A 24,885-nucleotide genomic window follows, 5' to 3' on the forward strand; every position below is an offset into this window, starting at 1 on the left:
TCACTCACCCCCCTGTTCCCGCAACGAAGTGACCGGATCCGCCCGCCGCACCGCCAGCGCCGCCGTGACCAGGACCGGAGGCAGCGCCATCGCCGCCAGCAGTACGGCGACCCCGGCGACCGGCAGTTCGACGAGCACCTCGGGCACCGGCCGGGTGGCCTCGGAGGTCAGGACGATCAGCGGGACCACGGCCCGGGTCAGGATCGTGCCCAGGGCGGCGCCCACCAGCATCGCCAGCGCCACCAGTACCCCCTGCTCGACGGCGATCGTGCGGGCCAGTCGTCGGCGTGGGGCGCCCAGCGCGCGCAGTACGGCGAACTCGGCGCCCCGCTCCCGCAGGGAACCCGTCGCGCTCACCGCGAACCCGACCGCTGCCAGTGCCGCCGCGACCCCGGCCGCCGCGGCGAACGCGGCCTCGGGGCCCGCGCCGAACGGGTCGTCGCGCAACTGCTCGGCGATCTCGTCCCGCACGACCACCTGCGCCGGATCCATCTCGGGCCGCGCCCGCAGCGCCGAGGCGACGTCGGCCGCCTCGCCGGGCCCGGTCTGCAGCCACCACTCGGTGGGCGTGACGCTGTCCGCGTACCGCGCCGCCAACACCCGGTTCACCGAGCGGAGATCGACCAGCAGTGCCCCGCCGGTCGACTCCTCGCTGGTCGGCAGCGCCCGCACGGCGCGCACGATCCGCACCGGTACGGTGTGGCCGCCGAACGCCACGTCCATGCGCTGCCCGGTGCGGGCGCCCGCGGAGGCGAGGAAGCGGTCCGTCGCGACGGCCGTGACGGCGGGCGGCAGGGGCTGCGCGACCTGGAGCCGCAGTGTCAACGACGAGAGGAGCCAGGTGTATTCGGCGGGGACGTACCCCGTGCCGTAGTCGACCGTCGGCCGCCCCGACGGAGTGCTCAGACGCGGCTCGGTCGGCTTCGTCCGCTCGTCCGGCCCCGACGCCTCCGCCTCGCTCGCCGACCCGGCCTTCCAGTCGGTGGGCAGCGACAGCCGCCGTACCGTCCCCTCGGTGTCCACGGCGGTCAACTCGTCCAGCACGAATCGGTGTTGCCCGGCGCGGCCGATCGGCTGGGGCATGACCAGTTCCATGCCGGTGAACGTGAGCGGACCCGACGGGACGTCCAGGCCCAGGGTGTGGCGGCGGCCGTCGACGGCAAGCTCGCCCGCCGGGACCTGGTACGGGGTGCCGTAGCGGTCCTGGAGGGTGACGGTGACGTCCGCAGTAGTGCCCGGGCCCGCGGAGCTGCGCAGGGTCGCCGTCAGCCGCAGCCGGTCGGTGCCGGCGGGCACCTTCGCACCCGCCGACGCCCCCTTCGGGCCCAGCCCGGCCAGCAGTGGCCGGACCGGCTCGGACGCCAGGTCGGGGCGCATCAGCAGGGCGTTCGCCGTGTGCGCGGTGTCCAGGGCCAGCACGGTCGCGGTCCGGTTGCCGGACAGCGGCAGCTCCGTGCGGACGGCGGGAGCGGCCTGTCGTACGTGGGGTACGGCCGCGTACTCGTCGGTGCGGCCGAGACCGCCCTCTCCGGCGGCGAGGACCCGCACCGCCACCCCGGCCCGGAAGTCCGCCTGGTCGTTCTGCGAGCGGTCCCAGGAGGCGCCCTGCCCGATCGCGAGCATGCCCAGCGCGACGGCGAGGACCAGCAGCAGCACCGGGCCCGCCCCGCGCATCGGGCGGCGGGCGATCTGCCAGCCCGCCAGCGCCGCGGTCAGTCCGCGCCCGCCGGCCGCCCGGCGTTCGGCGAGCCGCGCCACCGGGGGCAGCAGCCGCAGCGTCACGACCGTCCCGGCCAGCAGTGCGAGTGCGGGCGCCGCCACCAGCAGCGGGTCGACGCCGAGGGTGCCCGTGCCGTCTCCGGTCACGGCGCCGGAGGTCTGGCGGCTGAGCTGCCAGTACGCGACTCCGGCCACCGCCAGCAGCCCGAGGTCCGCGCCCGCGCGGATCACGGACGGCAGCGCACGCGCCCGTCCGGAGGCGAAGGACGAGGTCAGCGCGGGCAGCGTCACCGCGAGCGCGCAGCCCAGCGCCACGCCCGCCGCCACCAGCCACACCCCCGCGCGCCCACCGGCCGGCACGTCCAGGCGCAGCCCGATCCGGGCCAGCGGCCCCTGTCCGGCCAGCAGCCGGGTCAGCGGTCCCGCGAGCAGCGGCGCGCAGACCACCGAGGGGACGGCCAGCAGCAGCGCCTCCAGGGCGGTGAGGCCCGCGATCCGGCGGCGGGAGGCGCCACGGGCCAGCAACAGCCGGGTCTCGCCGGTGCGTTCGGTGCTCAGCAGCCGGGCCACCAGCAGCAGGGCGCAGGCCGCGAGCAGCACCAGCTGGAGGGCCACGATCAGGAGCGTGGAGCGGGAGACGAGCAGCGAGCGGTCGACACGGTCGAGGACGTCGGGCAGGTCGGTGGACGCGGCGGTACTGCCGCTGAGCACCGGCTGCTTGCGCATCGCCGCGCTCTCGGCGCGGGCCGCCTCGCGCAGGGCGTCGATCCGCCCGGTCGTCAACGTCGAGAAGTCGGCCGACGCCAGCCACGCCGACGGCCCGGCGCTCACCGTCCCGCCGGTCAGCACACCGGGATCGGCGAGCAGTGGACCGTACGTCGTGAAGTCGACCTGCTTGACGCCGCGGCCGCCCAGGTCGTCCAGCTTCCAGTACGGCGCGTCCGCCCGGGTCGGCCGGTAGAGGCCGGTGACCATGACACGTACCTTCGGGCCGCCGAGCCGGTCGGTGACGGTGAGGCGGGCCCCGGGTTCGAGGCCGAGCCGGTGGGCGGCGGTCTGCGGGAGGGCCACCTCGACGCCGTCGTCACTCAGGGCGGGCAGTCGTCCGGCGACGAGCCGCACCTGCGTCCGGTCCAGGGCCGCGAACAAGGTCAGATCCGGGTCCCCGGACCGCTCGGCGGGTGGCTGCAGCGAGCGGGGCAGGGCGTACGGGCCCGACCGCAGCAGGGTCCGCACGGTCACCGGCAGCCCGTCGAAGGTCCTGCGGGCCGCCTCTCGTACGGCGGTGTCGGCGGCCGTGCGCTGCTCGGCCGGCACATCGGCCTTGACGATCAGCGCCGTGTCGACGGCGTTGCGGGGGTCCCGTAAGGAATGCCGCAGGGCCGCGTCGCCGATCGCGCCCGAGTAGGCGGCGAGGGTCGCCAGGACGGCCGTGGTCAGCAGGACGGTGAGCAGCGCGGCGGCGAGCAGCAGACGGTGCGCCCGGGCACGCAGCAGAACGTATCTCGCGGCCCCGCCCCACCCCGTCACCCGGCCCCCCGCCGTGATCCGTCGTCCCCGTTGTCCAGACCTCCGGGCGATGTTGTCAGAGGGGACGGGCCGGGGGTAAGCGCTTGTGGACCGGGCTTGACCGGATTGTGATCGGAATCCGGGGTCGTACGACCGGAATCCGAGCCTCAACCACCCTGATCAGTCGGGGGTGTTCACCATCGAGGCCGCCGCGTACGTCAGGTAGTTCCACAGCGTGTGCTCGTGCTCCTCGGACAGGCCGAGCTCGTCGACGGCGTCCCGCATGTGCTTCAGCCAGGCGTCGTGCGCCGCCCGGTCGACGGTGAAGGGGGCATGGCGCATCCGCAGCCGCGGGTGGCCGCGGTTGTCGCTGTACGTCGTCGGGCCGCCCCAGTACTGGATCAGGAACAGCACGAGGCGCTCCTCGGCCGGGCCCAGGTCCTCCTCGGGGTACATGGGCCGCAGGATCGGGTCCTCGGCGACTCCCTCGTAGAAACGGTGGACGAGGCGGCGGAAGGTCTCCTCCCCGCCGACCTGCTCGTAGAAGGTCTGCTCCTGAAGCGTGCCGCGCCGAATCTCTTTCACGTCGTCCATGGTCTCAGACGGGTGGAACCAGGACTCAAGACTTAGGTCCACCCCTGCCGAGGGTGCACAGTGGACGTATGGGAGCGCACGCTCTGGACAAGGACCTGGATGATCTCGCCGCCTCCGCGCGGGCCGCGCTGGTGCGCGAGATCGACGCGAGCGGGGCGTGGGCCGCCGACCCGGTGTGGCGGGAGGCGTTCCAGGCCGTGCCCCGGCATCTGTTCGTGCCGTACTACTACGTCGGCGGTTGGGGTTCCCCGGCTCAAGCGAATTCGAGAGCGGGGGAGGGCGGCTACGAGCGGCGCTGGGGCGAGAGCCCCGACCCGCGCACCCGCGAACGCTGGCTGCGCGGCGCCTACGCCGACGCCCCGCTGGCGACCAGGCTGCGCGACGGCGAGCTGGTCTCCTCCAGCAGTCAGCCCTCGCTGATGGCGATGATGCTGGCCGACCTGCGCGTGCGGGACGGCGACCGGGTCCTGGAGATCGGTGCGGGTACGGGGTACAACGCGGCGCTGCTCGCCCACCGCCTCGGGGACGACGACCTCGTCACCACCGTCGACCTGGAACCGGAGATCACCGAGGCGGCCCGGCAGCATCTGGCCGCCGCCGGCTACCACCCCCTCGTCGTCACCGGCGACGGCGCGCGCGGGGTACCCGAACGCGCCCCCTTCGATCGGATCATCGCGACCTGCACCCTGTCGTCGATCCCGCCCGCCTGGCTCCCCCAGTGCCGCCCCGGCGCCCGCATCCTGACCCCGTTCGCCACCGGCCTGGTCGCGCTGACGGTGGGGGACACCGGGCAGGCCGAAGGGCGTTTCCTGCACACCCCCGCCTACTTCGTGCCGCTGCGCGGCGGCGGGCCCGGGCCGGAGCCGGCCCCGCTGGGCGGGGTGCCGCGCGTGGCCAGGGACCACGAACTGTTCCGGTTCCTGATCGCCCTGACCCGCGGCAGCCTCGACCCGCAGGAGGCGTACGCACTGTGGGAGCGCGAGGGGCAGCCGCAGCGCGAGCGCTACGGCATCACGGTCAGCGGCGAACACGAGTGGGCGTGGCTGGACGACCCGGAGGGGCCGTACGCATGGCCCCTCCAGGCCTGAACGAACCTGGCCCTGAAGGAATCCGGGACGGAACCTATCCGCGCCGGATCGTGATCGTCGTCCACGCCCCGACGTGCACCCGGTCCCCGTCCTGCAGCGGCACCGGCACGAAGGGCTGGATCGGTTCCTCAGAGCCGTTGACCGTCGTGCCGTTCGTCGAGTTCTGGTCGACGACCGCCCAGGAGCCGTCCGGCTGCTGGACCAGCACCGCGTGCTGGTGCGAGACGCCCGGGTCCTCCGGCGGCACCGCCAGGTCGATGTCGGGGGTGTCGCCGGTGGAGTGCCGGCGGCGGCCGATGGTGAGCTGGTTGCCGGTGAGGGCGCGCTGCTGCTCGGGCGAGTACGCGGGCAGGTTGAGGCCCGCGGCCTCGGGCCCCGAGCGCTGCATCATCGCCATGAAGTAGTCGCGGTCCGGGCCGATGGTCGCCGTCCAGGCCGACGGCTGCTGCGGGTAGCCGGCGCCGGGAGGGGCGGGCGGGGCCTGGGTCGCGCCGGGCTGCGGATAGCCGTAGCCACCGCCCGGGCCCTGACCGGGGCCGCCGGGTGCCGTGGACGACGGAGGGGGGAGTTCCCAGTCGCCACCGCCACCGCCACCGCCGCCGAAGGACGGACCGCCCGGCTGCTGCAGGTTCGGGTCCTGCGGGTACCCGGGCGGGGCGGAGGGGCCGCCGGGACCGGGCTGCTGGAACGCCTGAGGGGCGCCGGGGCCCTGACCGGGGCCGGGACCGCCGGGACCGCCGTGCGGGGTCGGGCCGGGCGGCGGCGGAACCGGCCGCGACGGGTCGGCACCGAAAGGTCCGGGACCACCGGGGCCACCAGGACCGTTGGGTCCGCCGGGACCGCCCGGACCACCGAAGCCGCCGGGAGCTCCCGGACCGCCGGGGTTGCCTTGTCCGCCCGGACCACCGGGACCATTGGGTCCACCGGGACCGCCGGGCTGCGGATAGCCGTAGCCACCGCCGGGGCCTTGACCGGGGCCTTGACCGGGGCCGCCGGGACCACCGGGACCGTTGGGTCCACCGGGACCGCCGGGCTGCGGGAAGCCGTAGCCACCGCCGGGTCCCTGACCGGGACCGGGACCAGGACCGCCCGGTCCACCGGGGCCGCCGGGGCCGTCCGGACCCGAAGGCGGGTTGCCGAACGGCGGGCCCGGCGGGAGCGGCTCGGCCGGCCGGTTCATCTGCGAGGGGCGCGAGCTCTGGTAGTCGTACCCGTCACCGCCGCCGTACGACGGCGGACCCGGAGGCTGCTGGAAACGCGCGGCCGGGTTGGGGCCGCCGGGCGCCTGGGTGGGCGGGGCGGCCGGCGTGTACGAAGTCGCCGTGTTCGTCAGGAAGTTCCACCGGCACTCCTCGCAGAACGGCGCACCGCCCTCACGGGGCGTACGGCACTGCGGGCACAGCTCCGGCTCGTGCGCACGGCCGCCGGGCGGGCCCGGCTGCGTGCCCGGACCCTGCGGTGGCGGGAAGCCGTAGCCACCGCCGGGGGGCGGTGGAGGGGGCGGAGGCACGGCACCCGCCATGCGGTGACCGCAGACCTCGCACCAGTCGTCGGAACCCGACTGGTGTCCGTTCGGGCAGGTCGGCATGTCGGCGCGTCCCCCTCTCCTTCTGTGTCCTACCAGTGTCCTACTAGGTCACTTCTTTACACGAACAGTCTTTGTCGACCGGGTTTCGAGAGTCATCTCGTCGGCCTCCGCGACCTTCGCCTTCAGTCGCACAGTACCTGTCGCGGCATCGACGACGTCCACCACCTTCGCAAGGAGTTTCGCAGTATCCGCGTTCCCGGAGGCACTCGCGAGCTGAACGGCCCTGCCCAGTTTGGCCGTTGCTCCGTCGAAGTCTCCCGATTTGCGAAGATCCAGACCTTGTTGGATGGCTTGTGCCAGTTCGGCCTGGCCGGTGTAGTGGGCGACCTGAGGGTTGATCGACGTGGACGCGACCATGTCGTCGGTCCACACGGCCCGTACGAGACCCTGTGCGCCCGCCAGCGCCTGGGTGCTGCCGTCGGGCTGCGGGACGACCAGGGAGATGCGGGCGGCCAGCATCTCCTGGCCGATGTTCGCGGCCGGGACCTCGACGCACACGTGGTAGTCACGGGACTCGTCCCCCCAGGAGCCGGTGGGGTAGTCCCCGGCGCGCGGGCCGGACTCGGTGCGGCGGTCGGTCAGTTGCTCGACGGTGGGCGCGACCTGTTTGACGAACTTCACGGCGGTGCCGACCGGCGTCCACAGCCGCAGGGAGACGTCCGCGACCTCCTTGCCCATCGCCGTCTCCATCATCTGTGTGAAGTCGGCGGCCAGGCCCGCCGGGTCGGCGACGATGTCGGCGGTGCCGAGCAGCGCGGAGGCGACTCCTGTGACTTCTTTCACTTCCCAGTCGGTGCCCACTCCGCGCGCGTCACAGGTGAAACGGCCGGCGCAGGCGTCCAGGGAGGCCTTCAGGTCCTCGGACGACTCGTGTTCGTTGCGGCCGTCGGTGAGCAGGATGCCGTGGCGGATGCCGACCTCCGTGGAGGACAGCAGCCGGTCGGCCAGCCGCAGCCAGGTGCCGATGGCCGTGCCGCCGCCGGCGCTGAGCCTGCGCAGGGCCTGTTTGGCCTGGTCGCGGGTGGTGGCGTCGGCGACCGCGAGCCGCCCGTTCCCCGGGTAGACCTCCTTGGCCACGTGGGTGCCGCCGACCACCGCGAAGTGCACGCCGTCGCGCAGGGTGTCGATGGCGGCGGCCGTGGCGTCCCGCGCGTTGCGCATCTTGGTCGGCGGGTAGTCCATCGAGCCCGAACAGTCGACCATGATCACCACGGCCGCGGACGGGCCCTCGCCGGGCGAGTAGAGGTGGGGCGACGCGACGGAACTGCCGATCGTGCCGCCGCCGGTCGCTGTCACCGTGACGATCGCGTTGACCTCGCGGCCGTCCTCCGGCAGGTACTCGTTCTGGTAGACGTCGACCGAGAACTGCGGCACGTTCGACTTCGAGAAATTGGCCATACTTACTCAAATCCCCCTCGTGCCCCCGCCGAGGCGGGGCGATGACTGTGGACGGACCGGTCCCCTCCGGTCCGTCGAAACTTCCCCGTGTGCGGCCCTCAGGCCGATCCTGCCCCCTGCGGAGGTGCCGGGAACGGCACGACGGCCACTGTTACGTTGTCGTGGCCCCCGCCGTCCAGGGCGTGACCGACCAGGACGCGGGCGCTGTGCAGGGGGCGCACGGCGGCATCGAGCGGGACGACCTCGGCCATGTCCTCGGCCGCCTCCGCGTAGTTCCACAGGCCGTCGGTGCACACCACCACCACACCAGGCCGGTCCGGCTTGAAGGAAGCGGTGTGCGGCTCCAGTTCGTAGGCGTCCGCGCCGAGCCAGCCGGTGATCGCGTGGGCACGCTCGTCGGCGTACGCCTCCGCCTCGTTCATCAGGCCCGCGGCGACCATCTGCGCCGCCCAGGAGTCGTCCTCGGTGAGCCGCGCCGGGGGAGCGCTGCGGTCCACCGGGACCCAGTAGGCGCGACTGTCGCCGACCCAGCCGACGACCAGCAGCCCGGACGTCACCACCGCGCCGACGAGGGTGCAGGCGGGGGCGTTCTGGTGCGGGGCGTGCTCGCGGGCCGTGGCGGGCTCCTCGGCCAGCGCGTTGACCGCGCGCGAGGCGGCGACGATCGCCTCGTGCATGGCCTGCTGCGGGTGCGTGCCGTGCGGCAGGGCGGCGAGCAGCGCCCCGCTCGCCGCGCGTGCGGCGGCGAGCGAGGCGTCGTCGGGACGGGTGGCCGAGGACACGCCGTCGCACACGATCGCCACCACCGCGGCAGAGCCGTCGGGCAGTGCCGCGCAGCCGAGGCCGAACGCGTCCTCGTTGCGGTGGTGACGCAGACCGCGGTCACTGACGGCGGCCACCGGGCCGAGGTCCTGCTCCATGTGGTCGCGCTCCCGAGGCTGGGCGTGCCCGCAGTTCTCGCAGTAGCCGTCGCTGTCCACCCGGCCGGCCCGGCATGCCACGCACACCTTGACGCCGTCGGGCGGGGTCGGGACGTCGGGGGCCACGCGCGGGTCAGGGGCCTGGAGGGGGTACTCGTCGGGCTCCGGCGGGCGGTCGAACCGGACGCCCGAGGCGGGGGACACCGGGGAGCCCGCGAGCGGGGGCTGCGGCGGCACGCCGGGCGCGCCGTCCCGCGGCGGCGGCGCGCCGCCGTTCATGGCGATGGTCGGGTGGTCGCCCGGCCGTGCCGGTACGGCGGACAGGTCGTATCCGCACGCACCGCAGAAACGGTCACCCGACTCGAGGGGCTCCTCGCAGCTCGGACACCTCGTCAGGGCGGTCTGCTGGGGCATCTGCGACATCAACTACACCCAAGTCCGGGGGCGGTAACGGTTGGCACGTTCCACCAGGTCGATCCTCTCCTCGCCGCCCGACGCCAGCCGGGCCAGCGTGCGGTACGAACGCTCCAGGCCGAAGCGCAGGCCTCGTTCGTCCAGGCCGCTGCCGAGCAGCACCCGTCCCCCGGCGGCCGACGGAGGCGCGGAACCCTGGCTACCGGAGAGTATCCAGTCCAGCGCGCAGCCGAGTACTTCCGCGGACAACTGCTCGCGCCGCGCCGGGTCCAGACCGTACGCCTCCAGGGCCTCGACCTGCCCGGCGGCCGCCGTCAGATCGTCCAGGAAGGGTACGTCGGAAGCGACCGCGACGCGTTGCCGCAGTCGCGCCCGGACGGCCGCCACGCGCGCGGCCGTGTAGTGGATGGACGACTCCGGAACCGACTCCAGCGTCCGTACGGCACCCTGGCGGTCGCCGGAGGCGAGCTGGACGCGGGCCAGGCCGAAGGCGGCGCTCACATAGCTGGGGTCGGTCGACCACACGAGACGGTAGTACTCGGCGGCGTTGTCGAGCTGCCCGAGCACCTCCGCGCACAGGCCGAGAGCCAGCTTGGGGGCGATCTCGCCGGGGAAGGCGTCGTAGATCGCGTCGAAGCCGAGGGCTGCGGCCTCGTGGTCGCCGGTGACGAGCGCGGCGACACCCCGGTACCAGACCACCCGCCAGTCGTCGGGCCGCTCCTCCTCCAGATCCAGCAGCGCCTGGTGCGCGGTGTGCGCGTCGCCGTTCTCCAGCCAGGCCCGGATCTGCCGCAGCCGGGTCTCGGTCGACCGGGCCGGAGCGGCGGCGATCGCTCCCAGCAGCTCGGCGGCGGCGGTGGCCATCAGACCGGCGAGGAACCCGGCGTTCGGATCGGACGGATCCACGTGCGGCACGGGCAGGGCGAGCGCGCCGGCGGGGGCGTTGGCCGGCTTGACCAGACCGGGAGCGACAGCGGCTCCGGTCCCGGCGGAAAGGGGAGGGGCGGCGGCGGGGAGGAGGGAACCGGCGGAGGAACGCCGCCGGGTGGTCACCGCCCGCGCCCCCAGCCGGGACACCTCCCCGTCCAGCTTCGGGAACAACTCCGGGTCGGTGACCCGCACTTCGGGCCCGAACAGCGTGGACAGCGCGGGGCGGGCCCGCCCCGACTGAAGCGAGACGACCTCCCGGAGCACGCCCGTCAGCTGTTCCGCCATCTCCTGCGCGGAGGCGAAGCGGCGGGCCGGGTCCGGGTCGGTGGCACGGACCAAGAGCCGGTAGAAGGACTCGTACTGGCGGAAGACCTCGATGTGGTCGGGGTCGGGCAGGGAGTCCACGAAGACGTTCGTGTAGCCCTGGAAGTCGAAGGTGAGGACGGCGAGGGTGCGGGCGACCGTGTAGAGGTCGGACGCCACGGACGGGCCGACCTCCGCGACCTCCGGCGCCTGGTAGCCCACCGTGCCGTAGATGGCCGACTCGTCGTCGTCCATCCTGCGCACCGCGCCCATGTCGATCAGCTTGAGCTGGTCCTCGGTCTGGATCGCGTTGTCGACCTTGAAGTCGCAGTACAGCAGGTTGCGGCTGTGCAGATGCCCGAGGGCGTCGAGCGCCTCGATGCCGTACGCGCACGCCTGCTCCACCGGCAGCGGGTCCCGCTTGCCCGTGGGCGTCCGGCGGTCGTTGGCGATCTCCTTGAGGGACTTTCCGCCGACGTACTCCATGACGATGTAGCCGTCGAGTGAGCCGGTGCGCTGGTCGAGGTGCTCCACGAAGTTGTAGATCCGCACGATGTTGGAGTGCTCGATCTCCGCGAGGAAGCGCCGCTCGGAGATCGCCGCCGCCATCGCGTCCTGGTCGCCCGTGTCCAGCAGGCCCTTCAGCACCACCCAGCGGTCGGACACGGCCCGGTCCACGGCGAGGTAGACCCAGCCGAGGCCGCCGTGCGCCAGACAGCCCGCGACCTCGTACTGGCCGTGCACGACGTCACCGGCCTTCAGCTTCGGGACGAAGGAGTACGGGTGGCCGCACTTCGTGCAGAACCCCTCCGTGCGCCCCGGCCGGTCGCCGCGCGAGCGCCCCACCGGCGCCCCGCAGTCGGAGCGCGAGCAGAACCGCTTGCGCTCCGGCACCTCGGGGTTGTCCAGGACCATCGCACGCGGGTCGGGCCGCGGCACGCCCGGCACCTCGACCAGGCCCGCGCCCAGCCGGCCCCGGGAGGAGGACCCGGCGCTGGAACCGGAGCTGCGCACCGACACCGAGCGGCCCGTGGACCGTCCCGACACCGAGCGCGACAGCCGTCCCGACACCGAGCGCCGCGACTTCGACGACTGCGAGGACGTACGCGAACTGGCGCGGCTGCCGGAGCGGGAACTGCCGCTGCCGGAAGACCCCCTGGAGCCTCTGCCGCCGGCCGTGATCCCGGTGGGCGGCGAGCCGACCATGCCGGTCGTGGAGACGACCGGGGCGAGACCGCAGGTGTCGCAGTACAGCTCGCCGCCGCCCACGTCCTCGTACATGCCCTCGCAGTCGGGCCGCTGGCAGGGCTGTTGTGCCTGACTCACGACGCTGTCCCCCTTTTGTCGCTCACGCTCCGGGCCCCCTACGGTCCTCTGGCCCGTTCTGCTCCGGCACCCGCGGGGCGGCGAGCAGTTCGGCGGCCGCGTGCTGGTAGCGCAGCACGGCCTGTTCGGCGACGCGCAGGTCGCAGGGCGCGCTCCACAGCATGCGGCGCGCCGCGTCGTACCGCTCCACCAGGAACGAGTCCTCCGCGAGGCCGTGCCGGGCGACCTTCGCCTTGTACGCGTCGAGGCGGCCGCGCAGCTCCGCGCGGACCGCCAGGGGCGCGGTGACCGCGGTCAACGACTCGCGGGCGCGCAGCAGTTCGTCCTCCGCCTTCTGCTCCAGGGACTCCAGGAGCGGGGAGAGGCGGTGCCACTGGGCGTGTCTGCGGTAATCGGCGGCCGTCGCCAGCTGCTCCTGCAGCACGGTCGGCGGGCCGCTGACCACCGGCACCTCCGTGGCGGCGATCTTCGCGAGGACCTCGCCGCGCGCGATGCGAGCCTCGGCGAGCGTGCGGTCCGCGCGGGACAGTACGTCCCGCAGTCTGACGAGCCGGGTCTCCGCGTCCTGCCGGACCGTCAGCACCGCGTCGATCTCCCGGCGCACGTCCTCCAGGGCGCGCGCCTCACGGTCGTACACCGTGGTGTCGGGCCTGCCGCCGCCGGGTGCCGAACTCCCCGGCGTCGGAACCCAGAACGCCAGGGGGTCGGACACCACCTGCTCGCGCAGGTTCGTCAGGGTGCGCGTGATGCGCTCGAGGTCGTCGCCCGCCGGGTGCTCTCCGGGGCGTACGCCGACGGAGTGGGCGAGCCGGCGGGTGCGCTGGAGCTCCGCGGCCAGTAGATCGATCCGGGCGGGCAGCGCCGACCACACGGCGTCGGCGGCGACGACCATGTCCAGGGAGGTCGCGTACAGCTCGTTCATCCGGTCCACGAGCGTGACCAACGAGAACCGCTCGCTGAGCTTGCTCGAACCGCCGTGCAGGGTCGGTGCGTTGGCCGTCGCAGTGGCGGACCCCGCGACCGTGACGGAGTCGCCGCGCAGCAGCTCGGTCAGCTCCACCAGGTCCTCGCGGCTGGACCAGCGGCGGCGGGCGCGGATGTCCCGGGCGGAGCGCAACGCGTCGGTGTAGGCGTCGAAGTACGCCCACAGCAGGGTGATCGACGCCTCCGCCGCCTGCCAGCGCTCCTTGGTGACGCCGGTGAGCTGGGCGCCTTCGAGGAGTCTGCGGCCCGCGTGGTCCTGCAGGGCGAGGAGCGAGGTCTCGATGGCCTCGTGCTCCGCGCCGAGCCGCGCCAGCGCACGGTCCACCTCGTCCCGGTCCATCACCGGCCCGGCGGGGTCCGTGACGCCCATCGATCACCTCTCGCTGCGTTGTGTGCCGTCAGTCGGTCGTCTCAATGGTCCGTGGCAGCCGGTCGTTGTTGATCCGTCAGCTCTTGCGCAGGTACTCCGCCGGCGTCGGCGGCTCCGACGTCTTCGCATCCTTGCCCAGTGTCGCCGAAAGCCACCTGTCGTACGACGCCTGCCAGCCGTTCGCGGTGTCCTCGCGGTAGTCCACGAGAACCTGGTTGACCCGGCGTACCAGATCGTCGGCGTCCTTCTTCATCGCCACGCCGTAGTACTCGGCGGTGAAGGGGTCGCCCTTCAGCTCGACCGTCGGGTCCTGCGCGGCCTGGCTCGCGGCGAGCGCGCCGTCGGTCACCACGGCGTCCACCTCGCCGAGTTGGAGCCGCACCAGGCAGTCGAGCTGGTTGGGGACGGTGGTCTTCAGGTCGGCGGAGGAGACGAGGTCGCCCGCCGTCTTGTCGTTGACCAGCTTGGTGTTGGCGGTGGAGCCCTTCGCCGTGCAGATCCGCTGCTTGGCGAGCGAGCCGTCGTACCCCGTGATCGTCGAGGACTTGGGCGCCAGCACCTGCTGGCCGGTCTTGAAGTACGGCGCGGAGAAGGCGACATCGGCCAGGCGCTTGCAGTTGATCGTCATCGTACGGACGACCATGTCGACCCGGCCGTCCTGGATCGCCGGGATGCGCTGGTCGGTGGGGATCGCCTTGAACTGGACCGCGTTCGGGTCGCCGAGTATGTCCTGGGCGATGCGGTGGACCAGGTCGATGTCGAAGCCCTCGAGCGCCGCGTCCTCGCCGCTGTTGGGGTCGCGGTAGCCCCAGCGGTAGCTGTTCTGGTCGACACCGACGATCAGCTTGCGCTTCTCGCCCTCACGGCTCTTGATCTTTGCGATGGTCGTGCCGTCCGCGCTCGACGGGGACAGGGTCTGCTTCTCCGGGGCCTTCTCCATCTCGGCCGTGGTGCAGCCCCCTTCGGCGCGGACCTGGCTGCCGTACGCGAGGCCGGCGCCGCTCGTGCCCGTGCTGCCGTCGGCCCCCGACTGGGTCAGCGGCAGCAGCAGCGCGAACGTCAACGCCAGGGCGCAGACGACCGCCATCGCACCCACACCGCCCCAGCCCTTCAGGCCGGTCCGCAGACGTCGCCCTCGCATCCACCGCCGCATCGTCAGGCCCCCTCTCACCGGTACTCCGACAGCCTGCGGCCGATTCCCAGTACGGCGCCGGCCGCGCCCAGGACCGCGAGGACGGCCGCGCCCACCGTCAGCCCGGTCATCGCGTCCAGGCCGTCACCGGCCGCCTGTTCGAACTCGGCGTTCTCGTGGTCGAGCGCTATGGCGAGATTCTTGTCGACACTGTCGAAGCACTCGCCGGTCGCGCCCTTGGCACCGATCACCCTGTCCAGCGCGGCCTGGTAGTTGCCGTTCTCGTCCTCGGTGCGGGCCGCCGTGTGGCGCTTCTTCCACTCGGTCATGTTGCCGACGGCCGCGGTGACCGGCTGCTCGCCCGTCTTGTCGTCGGCGAGCTTCTCGGCCATGGCCAGGCCCTTGCCGAGGGTGTCCATCTCCTCGCCGAAGTCGTAGTCGTAGGCGTCGTACGTCTTGTCGCCCACCTCGACGGTCTCGGCGCCGCGGGCCACCAGCGTCAGGTTCTCGTTGCCCCGCGCCTTCAGGGAGGCGATGCGGGCGTCGTGCAGGACGTTCAGCGAGCGGACCCCGTGGTCGTAGGAGTCGTCGAGGGCCGCGCGCGCGACGCTGTGGCCGACCACCAGCCAGAGCAGGACCACGGTGGCGGTCGCGGTGGCCGCGACCAGGCCGTGGTTCAGAACCCGGTTCGTGCGCCGGTAGTTGCGGTGCTGGGCCCAGGCGAGCGCGGCCAGCGCGAGGACACCGAGGCCGATCGCCGCCCACGGGTAGGGCGTGGCGTCGGCGTAGTCGGCGCGCAGGCGCTGGTTCTCCTTCTTGTAGAGGTCCTCGGCCGCCGGGAGCATCTGCTCCTGCATCTTCTCGTTGGCGTACCGCAGATAGGCGCCGCCGACCGGGAAGCCCTGCCGGTTGTACGTCCGGGCCCGCTCGACCAGGCCCTTGTACTCGGGCAGCAGCTTGTTCAGCCTGGCCACGGTCGCCGCGGACGGCGAGTCGGGGTCGGAGTTGGCCGCGGCCTGGACCAGTCCCTCGGCGGCGGCGTCGATGTCCTTCTCGTACCGGTCGCGGGTGGCGGCCGTCTCCTGGCCGCCGGCCAGGAAGCCACTGGAGGCGGCGGTGTTGGCGTCGGCGAGCGAGCGGTAGATGTCGGCCGCGGCGGAGCTGAGCGGCTGGCTGTTGTTCAGCACGTCGTCGGCGGCGGTCGACCGGTCGGCCATCTGCCAGGCGGTGACCGCGCCGAACGCGACGACGAGCAGCGCGAGGACGGCGCCGATGATGCGCAGCCGGCCCGGTTCGGTGGTGGCGGCGGCACGCAGCCGGTCGGCGCCCTCGGCGAAGGCGGTACGGCGGGGCTGTTCGGGCGGGGTGGGGGGAACGGCCCGGCCCGGACTTCCGTTCCGGGCAGGGTTGCCGTGCTGCGTCGACGGCACGGGCCCGTCCGGCTGCGGCTGCGGCGGAACTGCCGGCATCGTGGGCACACCGGACCCCGGTGGTGGTGCCGCGCTGCTTTTCGGCGGGTGTGTCACTGTTGACCTCCCCCATGGTCATCCGTCGCCGCAAGTATCACTGTGTGTGCTCCGGCGGTCCAGCCGCGCCCCCGCACGACCCCCTGCCCATGAATACGCCGGCGGAATCGGTTCGGTTCCCCCGGAGACCAGCGGGGCGTGCGCCGGTGCGGGCACCTGCTGGGGGCTCCGCCCCCGGACCCCCGGCCTGTGCCCACCCACCACCCGTCTCGCTCGGATGAATGGTCAGCCACCACCCCGGCCCGTCCGGCGTTCGAGGGCGAGGCCCGTTCAGGGCCGAAACGGGGGGCTGGGGGCGGCAGCCCCAGGGGACGCTCGCCTCTCGACCGACCGAGACGGGTGGCAGGGTGGGCATAGGCCCGGGGGTCTGGGGGGCGGAGCCCCCAGCACGTTCACCCCTCGAAGTGCGCCCGCACCCGCGCCTGCACCTCCACAGAGGCCCCCGCCCGGTCCAGCCCCAGCAGCGCAGCCCCCAGCACCGGACTCGCCGTCACCACCTGCGGCACGGCCTTGGGAGCGCGGGCCGCCAGCAGCTCACGTACGCCGTCGTCCAGTTGGGGATGACGCGCGGCCAGGACCCCGCCGCCCAGCAGCACCGGCGTCTCCTCCTCCAGCAGGTCCAGCCGCGTCAACGCCACCGTGGCCATGGTCACCACCTCGTCGGCCAGGCGGTCGACGAGGTCGCGGGCCACCGCGTCGCCCGAGACGGCCGTCGCGAAGAGGACCGGCGTCAGCTCGTGGCGGCGGGCCGGGCCGACGTGCTCCAGATGCAGGGCTTCGACGAGGGCGTACATGGAGGGCAGCCCGAAGTGGGCCGGGAGGGTGTGCGCGAGGGCCGTGGCGGGCCCGCGGCCGTCCTCCGCGCGGGAGGCGTGCCACAGGGCCTCCTCGGCGAGACCCCAGCCGCCGCCCCAGTCGCCGGAGATGCGGCCGAGCGCGGGGAAGCGGGCGGTGCGGCCGTCGGGGCGCATGCCGACGCAGTTGATGCCGGCGCCGCAGACGACCGCGACCCCGCGCGGCTCGGTGGCGCCGGCGCGCAGTACCGCGAACGTGTCGTTGCGGACCTCCGTACTCGCCCCCCACGCGCGCGCGTGCAGCGCGGCGGCCAACTGTTCCTCCTCGACGGGGAAGTCGGCGTTGGCCAGGCACGCCAAGACGTGCTCGACCGACTCGACCCCGGAGGCGGCGAAGGCTCGCCCCACCGCCTCCGCCACCTTGTCCACCGCCGCCTCCACGCCCACCACGGGCGGCCGGAACCCGCCGCCGCGGGCCGTGGCGAGGACGGTTCCGTCGGCCGCCACGACCGCGACGTCGGTCTTGCTGTTGCCCGCGTCGACGGCGAGGACGCTTGCGGTCAGGCCCACGCGAGATGCTCCCGGTTGTGTGCGATCAGCTGGTCGGTCAGGGTCTCGGCGTACTCGTACTGGCCGACGAGCGGGTGGGCGAGCAGCGCCCGGAACACCCGGTCGCGGCCACCGCGCAGCGCGGCCTCCAGGGCCAGCTCCTCGTACGCCGTCACCTGTGCCATCAGGCCCGCGTACAGCGGGTCCACGGCCGGCACGGACAGCGGCGTGGCGCCCTTCGCCCCCACCGCCGCCTGCACCTCGATCACCGCGTCGTCCGGGAGGAACGGCAGCGTGCCCCGGTTGTAGGTGTTCACCACCTGGTAGGGACTGCCGGCCGCCCCTCTCCCACCACCACCCTCGACGGAGGGCCCTTCGGGCCTGCTTCTTGTATCGCCGAGCAGCCCGGCCGCGAGATCCACCGCCGCCTCCGAGTAGTAGGCGCCGCCCCGCTTGGCGAGGAGCTCCGGCTTCTCGTCCAGCGCCGGGTCGGCGTACATCTCCAGCAACCGCCGTTCCATCGCTGCCACTTCGGCCGCCCGGGACGGCTTGGTGCGCAGTTCCCGTACGACCTCGTCGTGCGCGTAGTAGTAGCGCAGGTAGTACGACGGGACCACGCCGAGGCGGTCCAGGAGCGGGCGGGGCAGGTGCAGGTCGGCGGCGATCGTGTCGCCGTACCGGGACAGGAGCTCGGGCAGGACGTCCTCGCCCTCCGGGCCGCCCAGGCGTACACCCGTTTCCCAGGTGAGGTGGTTCAGGCCCACGTGGTCCAGGTGGACCTCGCCGGGCGTGACGCCGAGCATCCGCGCGAACTTCCGCTGGAACCCGATCGCCACGTTGCACAGGCCGACCGCCTTGTGGCCGGCCTGGAGCAGGGCGCGGGTCACGATCCCGACCGGGTTGGTGAAGTCGATGATCCAGGCGTCGGGGTTGGTACGGCGGACCCGTTCCGCGATGTCGAGGACCACCGGGACCGTACGCAGCGCCTTGGCGAGGCCGCCCGCGCCGGTCGTCTCCTGGCCGACGCAGCCGCAGTCCAGGGGCCAGGTCTCGTCCTGCTCGCGGGCCGCCTGGCCGCCGACGCGGAGCTGGAGGAGGACCGCGTCGGCGCCCTCGATGCCCTCCTCCAGGAGGGAGGTGGTGACGATCCGGCCGGGGTGGTCCTGCCTGGCGAAGATCCGCCGGGCCAGGCCGCCCACCAGTTCCAGGCGGTCCGCCGCCGGGTCGACCAGGACCAGTTCCTCGATGGGCAGGGTGTCCCGAAGACGGGCGAAGCCGTCGATGAGTTCGGGTGTGTAGGTCGATCCTCCGCCGACCACGGTGAGTTTCATTGAGGGATGCCTCGCTTCCGGGCGCCGGGGACGGTGATCATCGGCCGGGGGTCCGGCCCGCCGCGCAGCGGCAATTGAGGGCTGCGTCCCCCGGGGAGAAGCTGCATGAACGGTTCAACCCTTCACTCCGGTGAGCGTGACGCCTTCGACGAACGCCTTCTGGGCGAAGAAGAACACGAGGATCACGGGGGCCATGACCAGCACGGTCGCGGCCATGGTGAGGTTCCAGTCGGTGTGGTGCGCTCCCTTGAAGGACTCCAGGCCGTAACTCAGCGTCCAGGCGCCGGGGTTCTCGGACGCGTAGATCTGGGGGCCGAAGTAGTCGTTCCACGCGTAGAAGAACTGGAAGAGGGCGACCGCGGCGATGCCCGGCTTGGCCATCGGCAGGACGACCTTCAGCAGCGTGCGCAGGTCGCCGCAGCCGTCCACCTTCGCCGCGTCCAGGTACTCGTTCGGGATCGTCGTCAGGAACTGCCGCAGCAGGAAGATGGAGAACGCGTCACCGAACGCCATCGGGATGATCAGCGGCCACAGCGTGCCCGACAGGTCCAGCTGCTTCGCCCAGAACAGGTACATCGGGATGACGACCACCTGCGGCGGCAGCATCATCATCGAGATCACCAGCATCAGGGACAGATTGCGGCCCCGGAAGCGGAACTTGGCCAGCGCGTACGCCACCGGGATCGACGAGACGACGGTGAGGATTGTGCCCGCGCCGGCGTACAGCAGCGTGTTCTTCCACCAGGTCAGGAAGCCGGGCGTGTCGAAGACCTTGGCGTAGTTGCCCCACTCCCAGGTGTGCGGGATCAGATCGCGGCTGAGGGCCTGGGAGTCGCTCATCAGCGAGGTCAGGAAGACGAACACGAAGGGGAGGGTGAAGAAGAGGGCCGCGGCGACGCCGAGCGAGTGGACCGCGACCCATTCGAGGACGGCCCTGCGGCGGGCCGTGCGCTCGGCGGGCGAGGCCGGGGCCTTCAACTCCACGGGTTTGTCCAGTACTTGGGTCATGGTCAGTCACCTGCCTGGATGAGACCGCCCCGGCGCCGCATCAGCAACGCGGTGAACACCATCGACAGGGCGAAGAGCACCAGGGCCACCACACAGGCGGAGCCGTAGTCGAAGCGCTGGAAGCCGAGGTTGTAGACGAGCTGGGGGAGGGTGAGGGTCGACTTGTCCGGGTAGCCGGGCTCGAACTGGGTGCCGGCACCCTGGATCACGCCCGAGGCGACCTTTCCGGCGATCAGCGGCTGCGCGTAGTACTGCATCGTCTGGATCACGCCGGTGACCACGGCGAACATCACGATCGGCGAGATGTTCGGCAGGGTGACGAACCGGAACCGCTGCCACGGCGAGGCCCCGTCCAACTCGGCTGCCTCGTACTGCTCCTGCGGTACGTCCAGCAACGCGGCCATGAAGATGACCATCAGGTCGCCGATGCCCCACAGCGCGAGCAGGGTGAGGGCCAGCTTGGACCAGGAGGGGTCGTTGAACCAGCCGGGGGCCGGGATGCCGATGCCTTCGAGGATGGAGTTGACCGGGCCCGTACCGGGGTTGAGCAGGAAGGCGAAGGCCATGGTGGCCGCCACCGGCGGGGCCAGGTACGGCAGGTAGAACAGGGTGCGGAAGACACCCGTGCCCGTCTTGATCTTCGTGATGAGCAGACCGACGCCGAGTCCGAAGGCGACCCGGAGGGTGACCATGACGAGGACCAGCCACAGGGTGTTGCGCAGGGCGGGCCAGAAGAGGGGATAATGCTCGAAGACGTATGTCCAGTTCTTCGTTCCGCTCCACGTCGGCGGTTTGAAACCGTCGTAGTGCATGAACGAGAAATAGACCGTCGAGATCAGCGGGTACGCGAAGAAGACCACGAAGCCGATCAGCCAGGGCGACATGAAGGCGGCCGTACGAAGTGCTTGTTTGCGCTGCTTCGCCGCGAGCCCGGACGGACGGCGCTTCGACGCCGGAGTGATCGTGCTCATCACTTCGCCTGTGCGATGTCCGTGTCGATCTGCTTCGCGGTGCTCGCAAGGCCCGCCTTGAGGTCCTTGACCTTTCCGCTCTCGTACTCGTACCCGAAGTTCTGGATCGTCGTGAGGTACACACCGCCGTTGACGGAGGCCGGTGACGTCGTGGAATTCGGGTTCGCGGCGATGTCCAGGAACGTCTTGAAGCGCGGGTCGTACTTCAGGTCCGGCGACTTCAGGGCGGCCAGCGTGGACGGCACGTTGTGGATGGCGTTGGAGAAGGCGACGACGGCGGCCGTGTCGGTCGTCATGTACTTCACCAGTTCCCAGGCCGCGTTCTGCTTCTTGCTGGTGGCGGCGATTCCGGCGATGGTTCCGGTGATGTAGCCCTTGCCGTACTGGTCGGCCTGGTCGTCGGGGACGGGCAGCGGGGCCACGCCGATCTCGAAGTCCGGCTTGGCGTCCAGGGCCATGCCCAGGCGCCACTCGCCGTCGAGCTGCATGGCGACCTGGCCGGTCTGGAAGGGGTGCTTGGGGCCCCACTCGTCGCCGAGTGTGGAGCGGTACTTCTCCAGCCGCTGGTAGCCGCCGAGTTCGCCGACGAGCTTCTTCTGGAGGGTGAAGCCGGCCTGGAACGCGGGGTCCTTGGCGAGGTTCGACTTGCCGCTGGAGTCGAAGTACGTCGGCGAGAACTGCCCGAGGTAGTGCTCGCTCGTCGTCTCCCAGCCGTGGTAGTTCGGCATGAAGCCGAGCTGCTTGTAACTGTCGCCGTCGGAGATCGTCAACTTCTTGGCGTCGGCCTCGAATTCGGACCAGGTCTTCGGCGGGGTCTTGATGCCGGCCTTCTCGAAGGCGGTCTTGTTGTAGTAGAGGCCGTAGGCGTCACCCAGCAGCGGGACACTGCACCGGTTCCCGTCGAACTGGGTGTACTCGTTCATCGCCTTCGGGAAGGTCTTCTCCGGGTCGACGCCCGACTTCTCGAAGAAGGGGTTGAGGTCGACCAGCGCGCCCGACGAACAGAACTTGCCCACATTGTTGGTGGTGAACGACGAGATCACGTCAGGCGCCTTGTCGCCGCCCGTTCGGAGCGCCTGGTTCATCTTGTCGTCGGTCATGTTGCCGACGACGTTCACGTGGATGTTGGGGTGCGACTTCTCGAAACCGGCGACCAGTGACTTCACGGCCTTCGCCTCGGCGGGCGCGCTCCAGGCGTGCCAGAAGTTGAGGGTCGTGTCCTTGGAGGCGTCGTCGCTCGCGTCGGAACCGGACTGGCCGGTGCAGGCGGTGGCGAGAAGGGCTACCGAGGCGGCGGCAGCGAGCGCGACTTTCCTGGATATTCCGGGCATGGCAGGGTCTCCCTAGGGCAGGGCGGGGCGGTGGATGTGCGAGAGGGACGGGCTCAGCGCGAGGTGTCGAAGACCTCGTCGCGGGTGGCCGCGAGCGCGCTCTCCAGCGCGCCGCGCAGCACGGGGTGTTCACGGACGTCGCCGACGACGAGCCGGGGCCGGGGTGCGGCCAGCTCCTCCAGTTCTGCCTGGACGAGAGCGCGCAGCGGTTCCCCGCCGCAGGTGAGCGAGGCGCCGCTGAGGACGACGAGTTCGGGGTCGAGGACGGAGACGAGGGAGGCGAGACCGGTGGCGAGGTGTGTCGCGTACGCCTCCAGCAGGCGCCGGTGGGGGCCGTCGTCGGCCTTTGCGGCACGCGCGACGAGGGCGGCGGCGACCTCGGCGTACGGGCCCGACGGGATGTCCTCGACGCCCAGTTCGCGGGCCAGCTGGGGGATCGCCTGCGAGCCGGCCAGCTCCTGGTAGCCGCCGCTGCCGGCCTTGCTCACCTGTCGGACCAGAGGGGCGCCCGGCACCGGCAGGAAGCCGACCTCGCCGGCACCGCCGGTCCAGCCGCGGTGCAGCCGGCCGCCGAGGACCAGGGCGGCTCCGAGGCCGCCCTCGTTCCACAGCAGTACGAAGTCGCCGTGCCCGCGGGCCGCGCCGAGTCGCTGCTCGGCCACGGCGACGAGGTTGACGTCGTTCTCGTACCCGACCGGCATCGGCAGGGTGGCGGCGAGGTCGTCGAGGAGTGTGGGGGAGTGCCAGCCGGGGAGGTGCGAGGCGTAGCGCAGTCGGCCGGTGTTGGGGTCGAAGGCGCCGGGGGTGCCGATGACGAGCCGGTGGACGTCGTCACGGGCGAGCCCCGCCGCCTTCACCGCGCCGTCCAGGGCGTCGGTGACCTGGCGGACGACGGGCTGGGCGGGGCGTCTTCCCGGGGTCGGGAGTTCGTACGACCCCACCGTGCGGCCGGTGATGTCGGCGACGGCGGCGCGGACGCGCTCGGGGGTGACGTCGAGCCCGGCGGCGTACGCGGCGGCCGGGTTGACCTCGTACAACTGGGCGTTCGGCCCCGGGCGGCCCTCGCTGGTGCCGGTCGCGAGGACCAGCCCCGATGCCTCCAGGCGGGCCAGCAGCTGGGATGCGGTCGGCTTCGAGAGGCCGGTGAGCTTGCCGATCCGCGTGCGGGACAGCGGCCCGTGCTCCAGGAGGAGGTCCAGGGCGGCACGGTCGTTCATGGCGCGCAGGACGCTCGGGGTGCCCGGCGTACCGGCGGTTCCTGCCATGGGTCGACACCTGCCTTTCGACTGTCCAGGTTCCCAGTGATCAGGCCGGGAAGTCCATCTCGGCATGATTGTTAGGAAGGTTTCCTGTCTGGTGGTCTGGACCATAGGACTGGCGTGAAGCAGTCGTCAAGAGACCGCCGCCGAGGCAACACAGTCGTTACCTGCGGGGTGCCGAGGAGTGAGGCGGCTGCCGGGCATGGCCGGAATGCGACCACGGCCACGGAGACGCCGTCTCCGCCCGGCCGGTCGCCGTCACCTCAGGCGCCGCCACCGAGCCGGTGTGGAAAAGAAGCCTGAAAAGATGCCGACGAACTCTCCGGGGCCGTCCTGCGGAGTGCGGAGTATCGACACGTCCGGGGAAGCTCCGCGACAAACCAGGCAGGGAGTGGGAATCCCGATGGCGGATCCACGTGACTACGACGCTGCGATTCCCCACGTCCAGGAGCATCTGGACCGGTACCTGCGGGTGTTCACCGAGGTCCGCCGAACCCACGCCGGCCGTCCGCCGGAAGAGGTGCGCCAGGCTCTCGTCGGGAGGTTCGGGGACGAGGGGCTGACCGTCTGGAACGAGGTCGTGGAGGACGCGGCCCGCCGGATCGCCCTCGACGAGTGAGGACGGCCCGGCCGGGGTGGGGCGGCTACTTCGCCACACTCGGCGGCGTCAGCGGCGTGGCCGCCTGCGCCTGCGGGGACGACGTGTTGGAGTACGCCGACGGGGCCGCCACCCCCGCCGTCGGGTCGGCGTCCGGGTCCTCGGCCACCAGGACGGCCGCGCCGCCGACGATCGGGATGTCCGCCGCGTCGAAGGCGTGCTTGATGCGCCAGCGGAGTTCGCGTTCGACGGTGAGGGACTTGCCGGGCATGGTCTTCGCCGAGACACGGACGACCATCGAGTCGAGCAGGACGCTGTCCAGGCCGAGGACCTCGATCGGGCCCCAGAGGAGCTCGTTCCAGGGCTCTTCCTTGCTCATCTTCTCGGCGACCTCGCTCAGGGTCCGCCTCACCTTGTCGAGGTCCTCGCCCGAGCGGACGGTGACGTCGACGCCGGCCGTGGCCCAGCCCTGGGAGAGGTTGCCGATGCGCTTGACCTCGCCGTTGCGGACGTACCAGATCTCGCCGTTGTCGCCGCGGAGTTTCGTGACCCGCAGGCCCACCTCGATGACCTCGCCCGAGGCGACGCCCGCGTCGATGGTGTCACCGACGCCGTACTGGTCCTCGAGGATCATGAAGACGCCGGAGAGGAAGTCCGTCACCAGGTTCCGCGCGCCGAAACCGATCGCCACGCCCGCGACACCGGCGGACGCCAGCAGCGGGGCCAGGTTGATCTCGAAGGTGCCGAGGATCATCAGGGCCGCGGTGCCGAGGATCAGGAAGCTCGCGACCGAACGGAGGACCGAGCCGATCGCCTGGGAGCGCTGGCGGCGCCGCTCCACGTTCACCAGCAGGCCGCCGAGCGCGCTGCCGTCGACCGAGTTCACCGAGCGGTTCATCCGGTCTATCAGCTTGGTGATGGCCCGCCGCACCACGACTCTCAGCACCGCCGCTATCACCAGGATCAGCAGGACCCTCAGCCCGATCGCCAGCCAGGTGGACCAGTTCTGCTCGATCCAGCCGGCGGCGTTCGTCGCGCTCTCCTGAGCGTCCTGGAGCGACGGCACCGCCGGAGTGGTCGGCGTCTCGGAGGGAGACGGCGACGGCGACGAACCGGCGGCCAGTAGGACGGCGGACAAGGACACGGCAGGTACCTCCAGTGCAGCGGTCCGCCCCTCCGGCAGCGGTCAAAGTCATCCGTCGTGGATCAAGGTCACGAAAAGGTCACCGGTGGGGCAGGCCCA

General features: G+C 72.1%; 18 protein-coding genes. 2 read left to right on the forward strand and 16 right to left on the reverse strand.

Features of this window, described 5'->3' with window-relative positions; genetic code table 11:
* Together ADK57_RS17085 and ADK57_RS17090 are read right to left on the reverse strand one after the other, a co-directional pair.
* Positions 1-3,249, reverse strand: a complete 3,249-nt coding sequence (locus ADK57_RS17085; protein ID WP_053750323.1) for an ABC transporter permease — start codon at positions 3,247-3,249, stop codon at positions 1-3.
* 159 nt (positions 3,250-3,408) lie between these two features.
* Positions 3,409-3,822, reverse strand: coding sequence for a globin (locus ADK57_RS17090; RefSeq protein ID WP_053750324.1), 414 nt, complete (start codon positions 3,820-3,822; stop codon positions 3,409-3,411).
* Positions 3,823-3,890: 68 nt separating this feature from the next.
* Here ADK57_RS17090 and ADK57_RS17095 point away from each other — a divergent pair, with 68 nt between their 5' ends.
* Positions 3,891-4,910 carry a methyltransferase domain-containing protein gene (locus ADK57_RS17095; RefSeq protein WP_053750325.1) on the forward strand — a complete coding sequence of 340 codons (1,020 nt, stop codon included), beginning with the start codon at positions 3,891-3,893 and terminating at the stop codon, positions 4,908-4,910.
* Positions 4,911-4,944: 34 nt separating this feature from the next.
* On the opposite strand, the gene ADK57_RS46540 is transcribed toward ADK57_RS17095, so the two are convergent.
* The 13 genes from ADK57_RS46540 to ADK57_RS17160 form a co-directional block, all read right to left on the reverse strand.
* On the reverse strand, positions 4,945-6,498 hold the full coding sequence (locus ADK57_RS46540) for an FHA domain-containing protein (RefSeq protein WP_063785964.1): 1,554 nt from the start codon (positions 6,496-6,498) through the stop codon (positions 4,945-4,947).
* Positions 6,499-6,546: 48 nt separating this feature from the next.
* A complete protein-coding gene (locus ADK57_RS17105) occupies positions 6,547-7,896 on the reverse strand; it encodes a vWA domain-containing protein (RefSeq protein WP_053750327.1) in 1,350 nt (449 codons plus the stop codon).
* A 98-nt stretch (positions 7,897-7,994) separates the two neighbouring features.
* Complete coding sequence (locus ADK57_RS17110) at positions 7,995-9,242, reverse strand: PP2C family serine/threonine-protein phosphatase (protein WP_053750328.1); 1,248 nt, start codon at positions 9,240-9,242, stop codon at positions 7,995-7,997.
* A complete protein-coding gene (locus ADK57_RS17115; protein ID WP_053750329.1) occupies positions 9,243-11,789 on the reverse strand; it encodes a serine/threonine-protein kinase in 2,547 nt (848 codons plus the stop codon).
* Between the two features lie 22 nt (positions 11,790-11,811).
* Positions 11,812-13,143, reverse strand: a complete 1,332-nt coding sequence (locus ADK57_RS17120) for a hypothetical protein (protein WP_053750330.1) — start codon at positions 13,141-13,143, stop codon at positions 11,812-11,814.
* Between the two features lie 76 nt (positions 13,144-13,219).
* The gene (locus tag ADK57_RS17125; RefSeq protein WP_078973175.1) at positions 13,220-14,284 is read right to left on the reverse strand and encodes a glutamate ABC transporter substrate-binding protein; all 1,065 of its coding nucleotides are present in this window, start codon (positions 14,282-14,284) and stop codon (positions 13,220-13,222) included.
* A gap of 26 nt (positions 14,285-14,310) precedes the next feature.
* Positions 14,311-15,744, reverse strand: coding sequence for a hypothetical protein (locus tag ADK57_RS17130; RefSeq protein ID WP_078973176.1), 1,434 nt, complete (start codon positions 15,742-15,744; stop codon positions 14,311-14,313).
* 449 nt (positions 15,745-16,193) lie between these two features.
* The gene (locus ADK57_RS17135) at positions 16,194-17,165 is read right to left on the reverse strand and encodes an N-acetylglucosamine kinase (RefSeq protein ID WP_053750332.1); all 972 of its coding nucleotides are present in this window, start codon (positions 17,163-17,165) and stop codon (positions 16,194-16,196) included.
* Positions 17,156-18,475, reverse strand: coding sequence for a 6-phospho-beta-glucosidase (locus tag ADK57_RS17140; RefSeq protein WP_053750333.1), 1,320 nt, complete (start codon positions 18,473-18,475; stop codon positions 17,156-17,158). Before ADK57_RS17140 ends, ADK57_RS17135 begins: the two co-directional genes overlap by 10 nt.
* 114 nt (positions 18,476-18,589) lie before the next feature.
* On the reverse strand, positions 18,590-19,483 hold the full coding sequence (locus ADK57_RS17145; protein ID WP_053750334.1) for a carbohydrate ABC transporter permease: 894 nt from the start codon (positions 19,481-19,483) through the stop codon (positions 18,590-18,592).
* Between the two features lie 2 nt (positions 19,484-19,485).
* Positions 19,486-20,454: a carbohydrate ABC transporter permease gene (locus tag ADK57_RS17150; protein WP_053750335.1), complete on the reverse strand. Its 969-nt coding sequence runs from the start codon at positions 20,452-20,454 to the stop codon at positions 19,486-19,488.
* Complete coding sequence (locus ADK57_RS17155; RefSeq protein ID WP_053750336.1) at positions 20,454-21,785, reverse strand: ABC transporter substrate-binding protein; 1,332 nt, start codon at positions 21,783-21,785, stop codon at positions 20,454-20,456. The genes ADK57_RS17150 and ADK57_RS17155 overlap by 1 nt, the downstream gene beginning before the upstream one ends.
* A 53-nt stretch (positions 21,786-21,838) precedes the next feature.
* Complete coding sequence (locus ADK57_RS17160) at positions 21,839-23,050, reverse strand: ROK family transcriptional regulator (protein WP_053750337.1); 1,212 nt, start codon at positions 23,048-23,050, stop codon at positions 21,839-21,841.
* 397 nt (positions 23,051-23,447) lie between these two features.
* On the opposite strand from ADK57_RS17160, the gene ADK57_RS17165 reads away from it, so the two are divergent.
* Positions 23,448-23,663 carry a hypothetical protein gene (locus ADK57_RS17165; RefSeq protein WP_053750338.1) on the forward strand — a complete coding sequence of 72 codons (216 nt, stop codon included), beginning with the start codon at positions 23,448-23,450 and terminating at the stop codon, positions 23,661-23,663.
* A gap of 25 nt (positions 23,664-23,688) precedes the next feature.
* On the opposite strand, the gene ADK57_RS17170 is transcribed toward ADK57_RS17165, so the two are convergent.
* On the reverse strand, positions 23,689-24,786 hold the full coding sequence (locus ADK57_RS17170) for a mechanosensitive ion channel family protein (RefSeq protein WP_053750339.1): 1,098 nt from the start codon (positions 24,784-24,786) through the stop codon (positions 23,689-23,691).
* Positions 24,787-24,885 lie beyond the last annotated feature (99 nt).

It is taken from the genome of Streptomyces sp. MMG1533 (genome assembly GCF_001279775.1).
Taxonomy (GTDB): Bacteria; Actinomycetota; Actinomycetes; order Streptomycetales; family Streptomycetaceae; genus Streptomyces.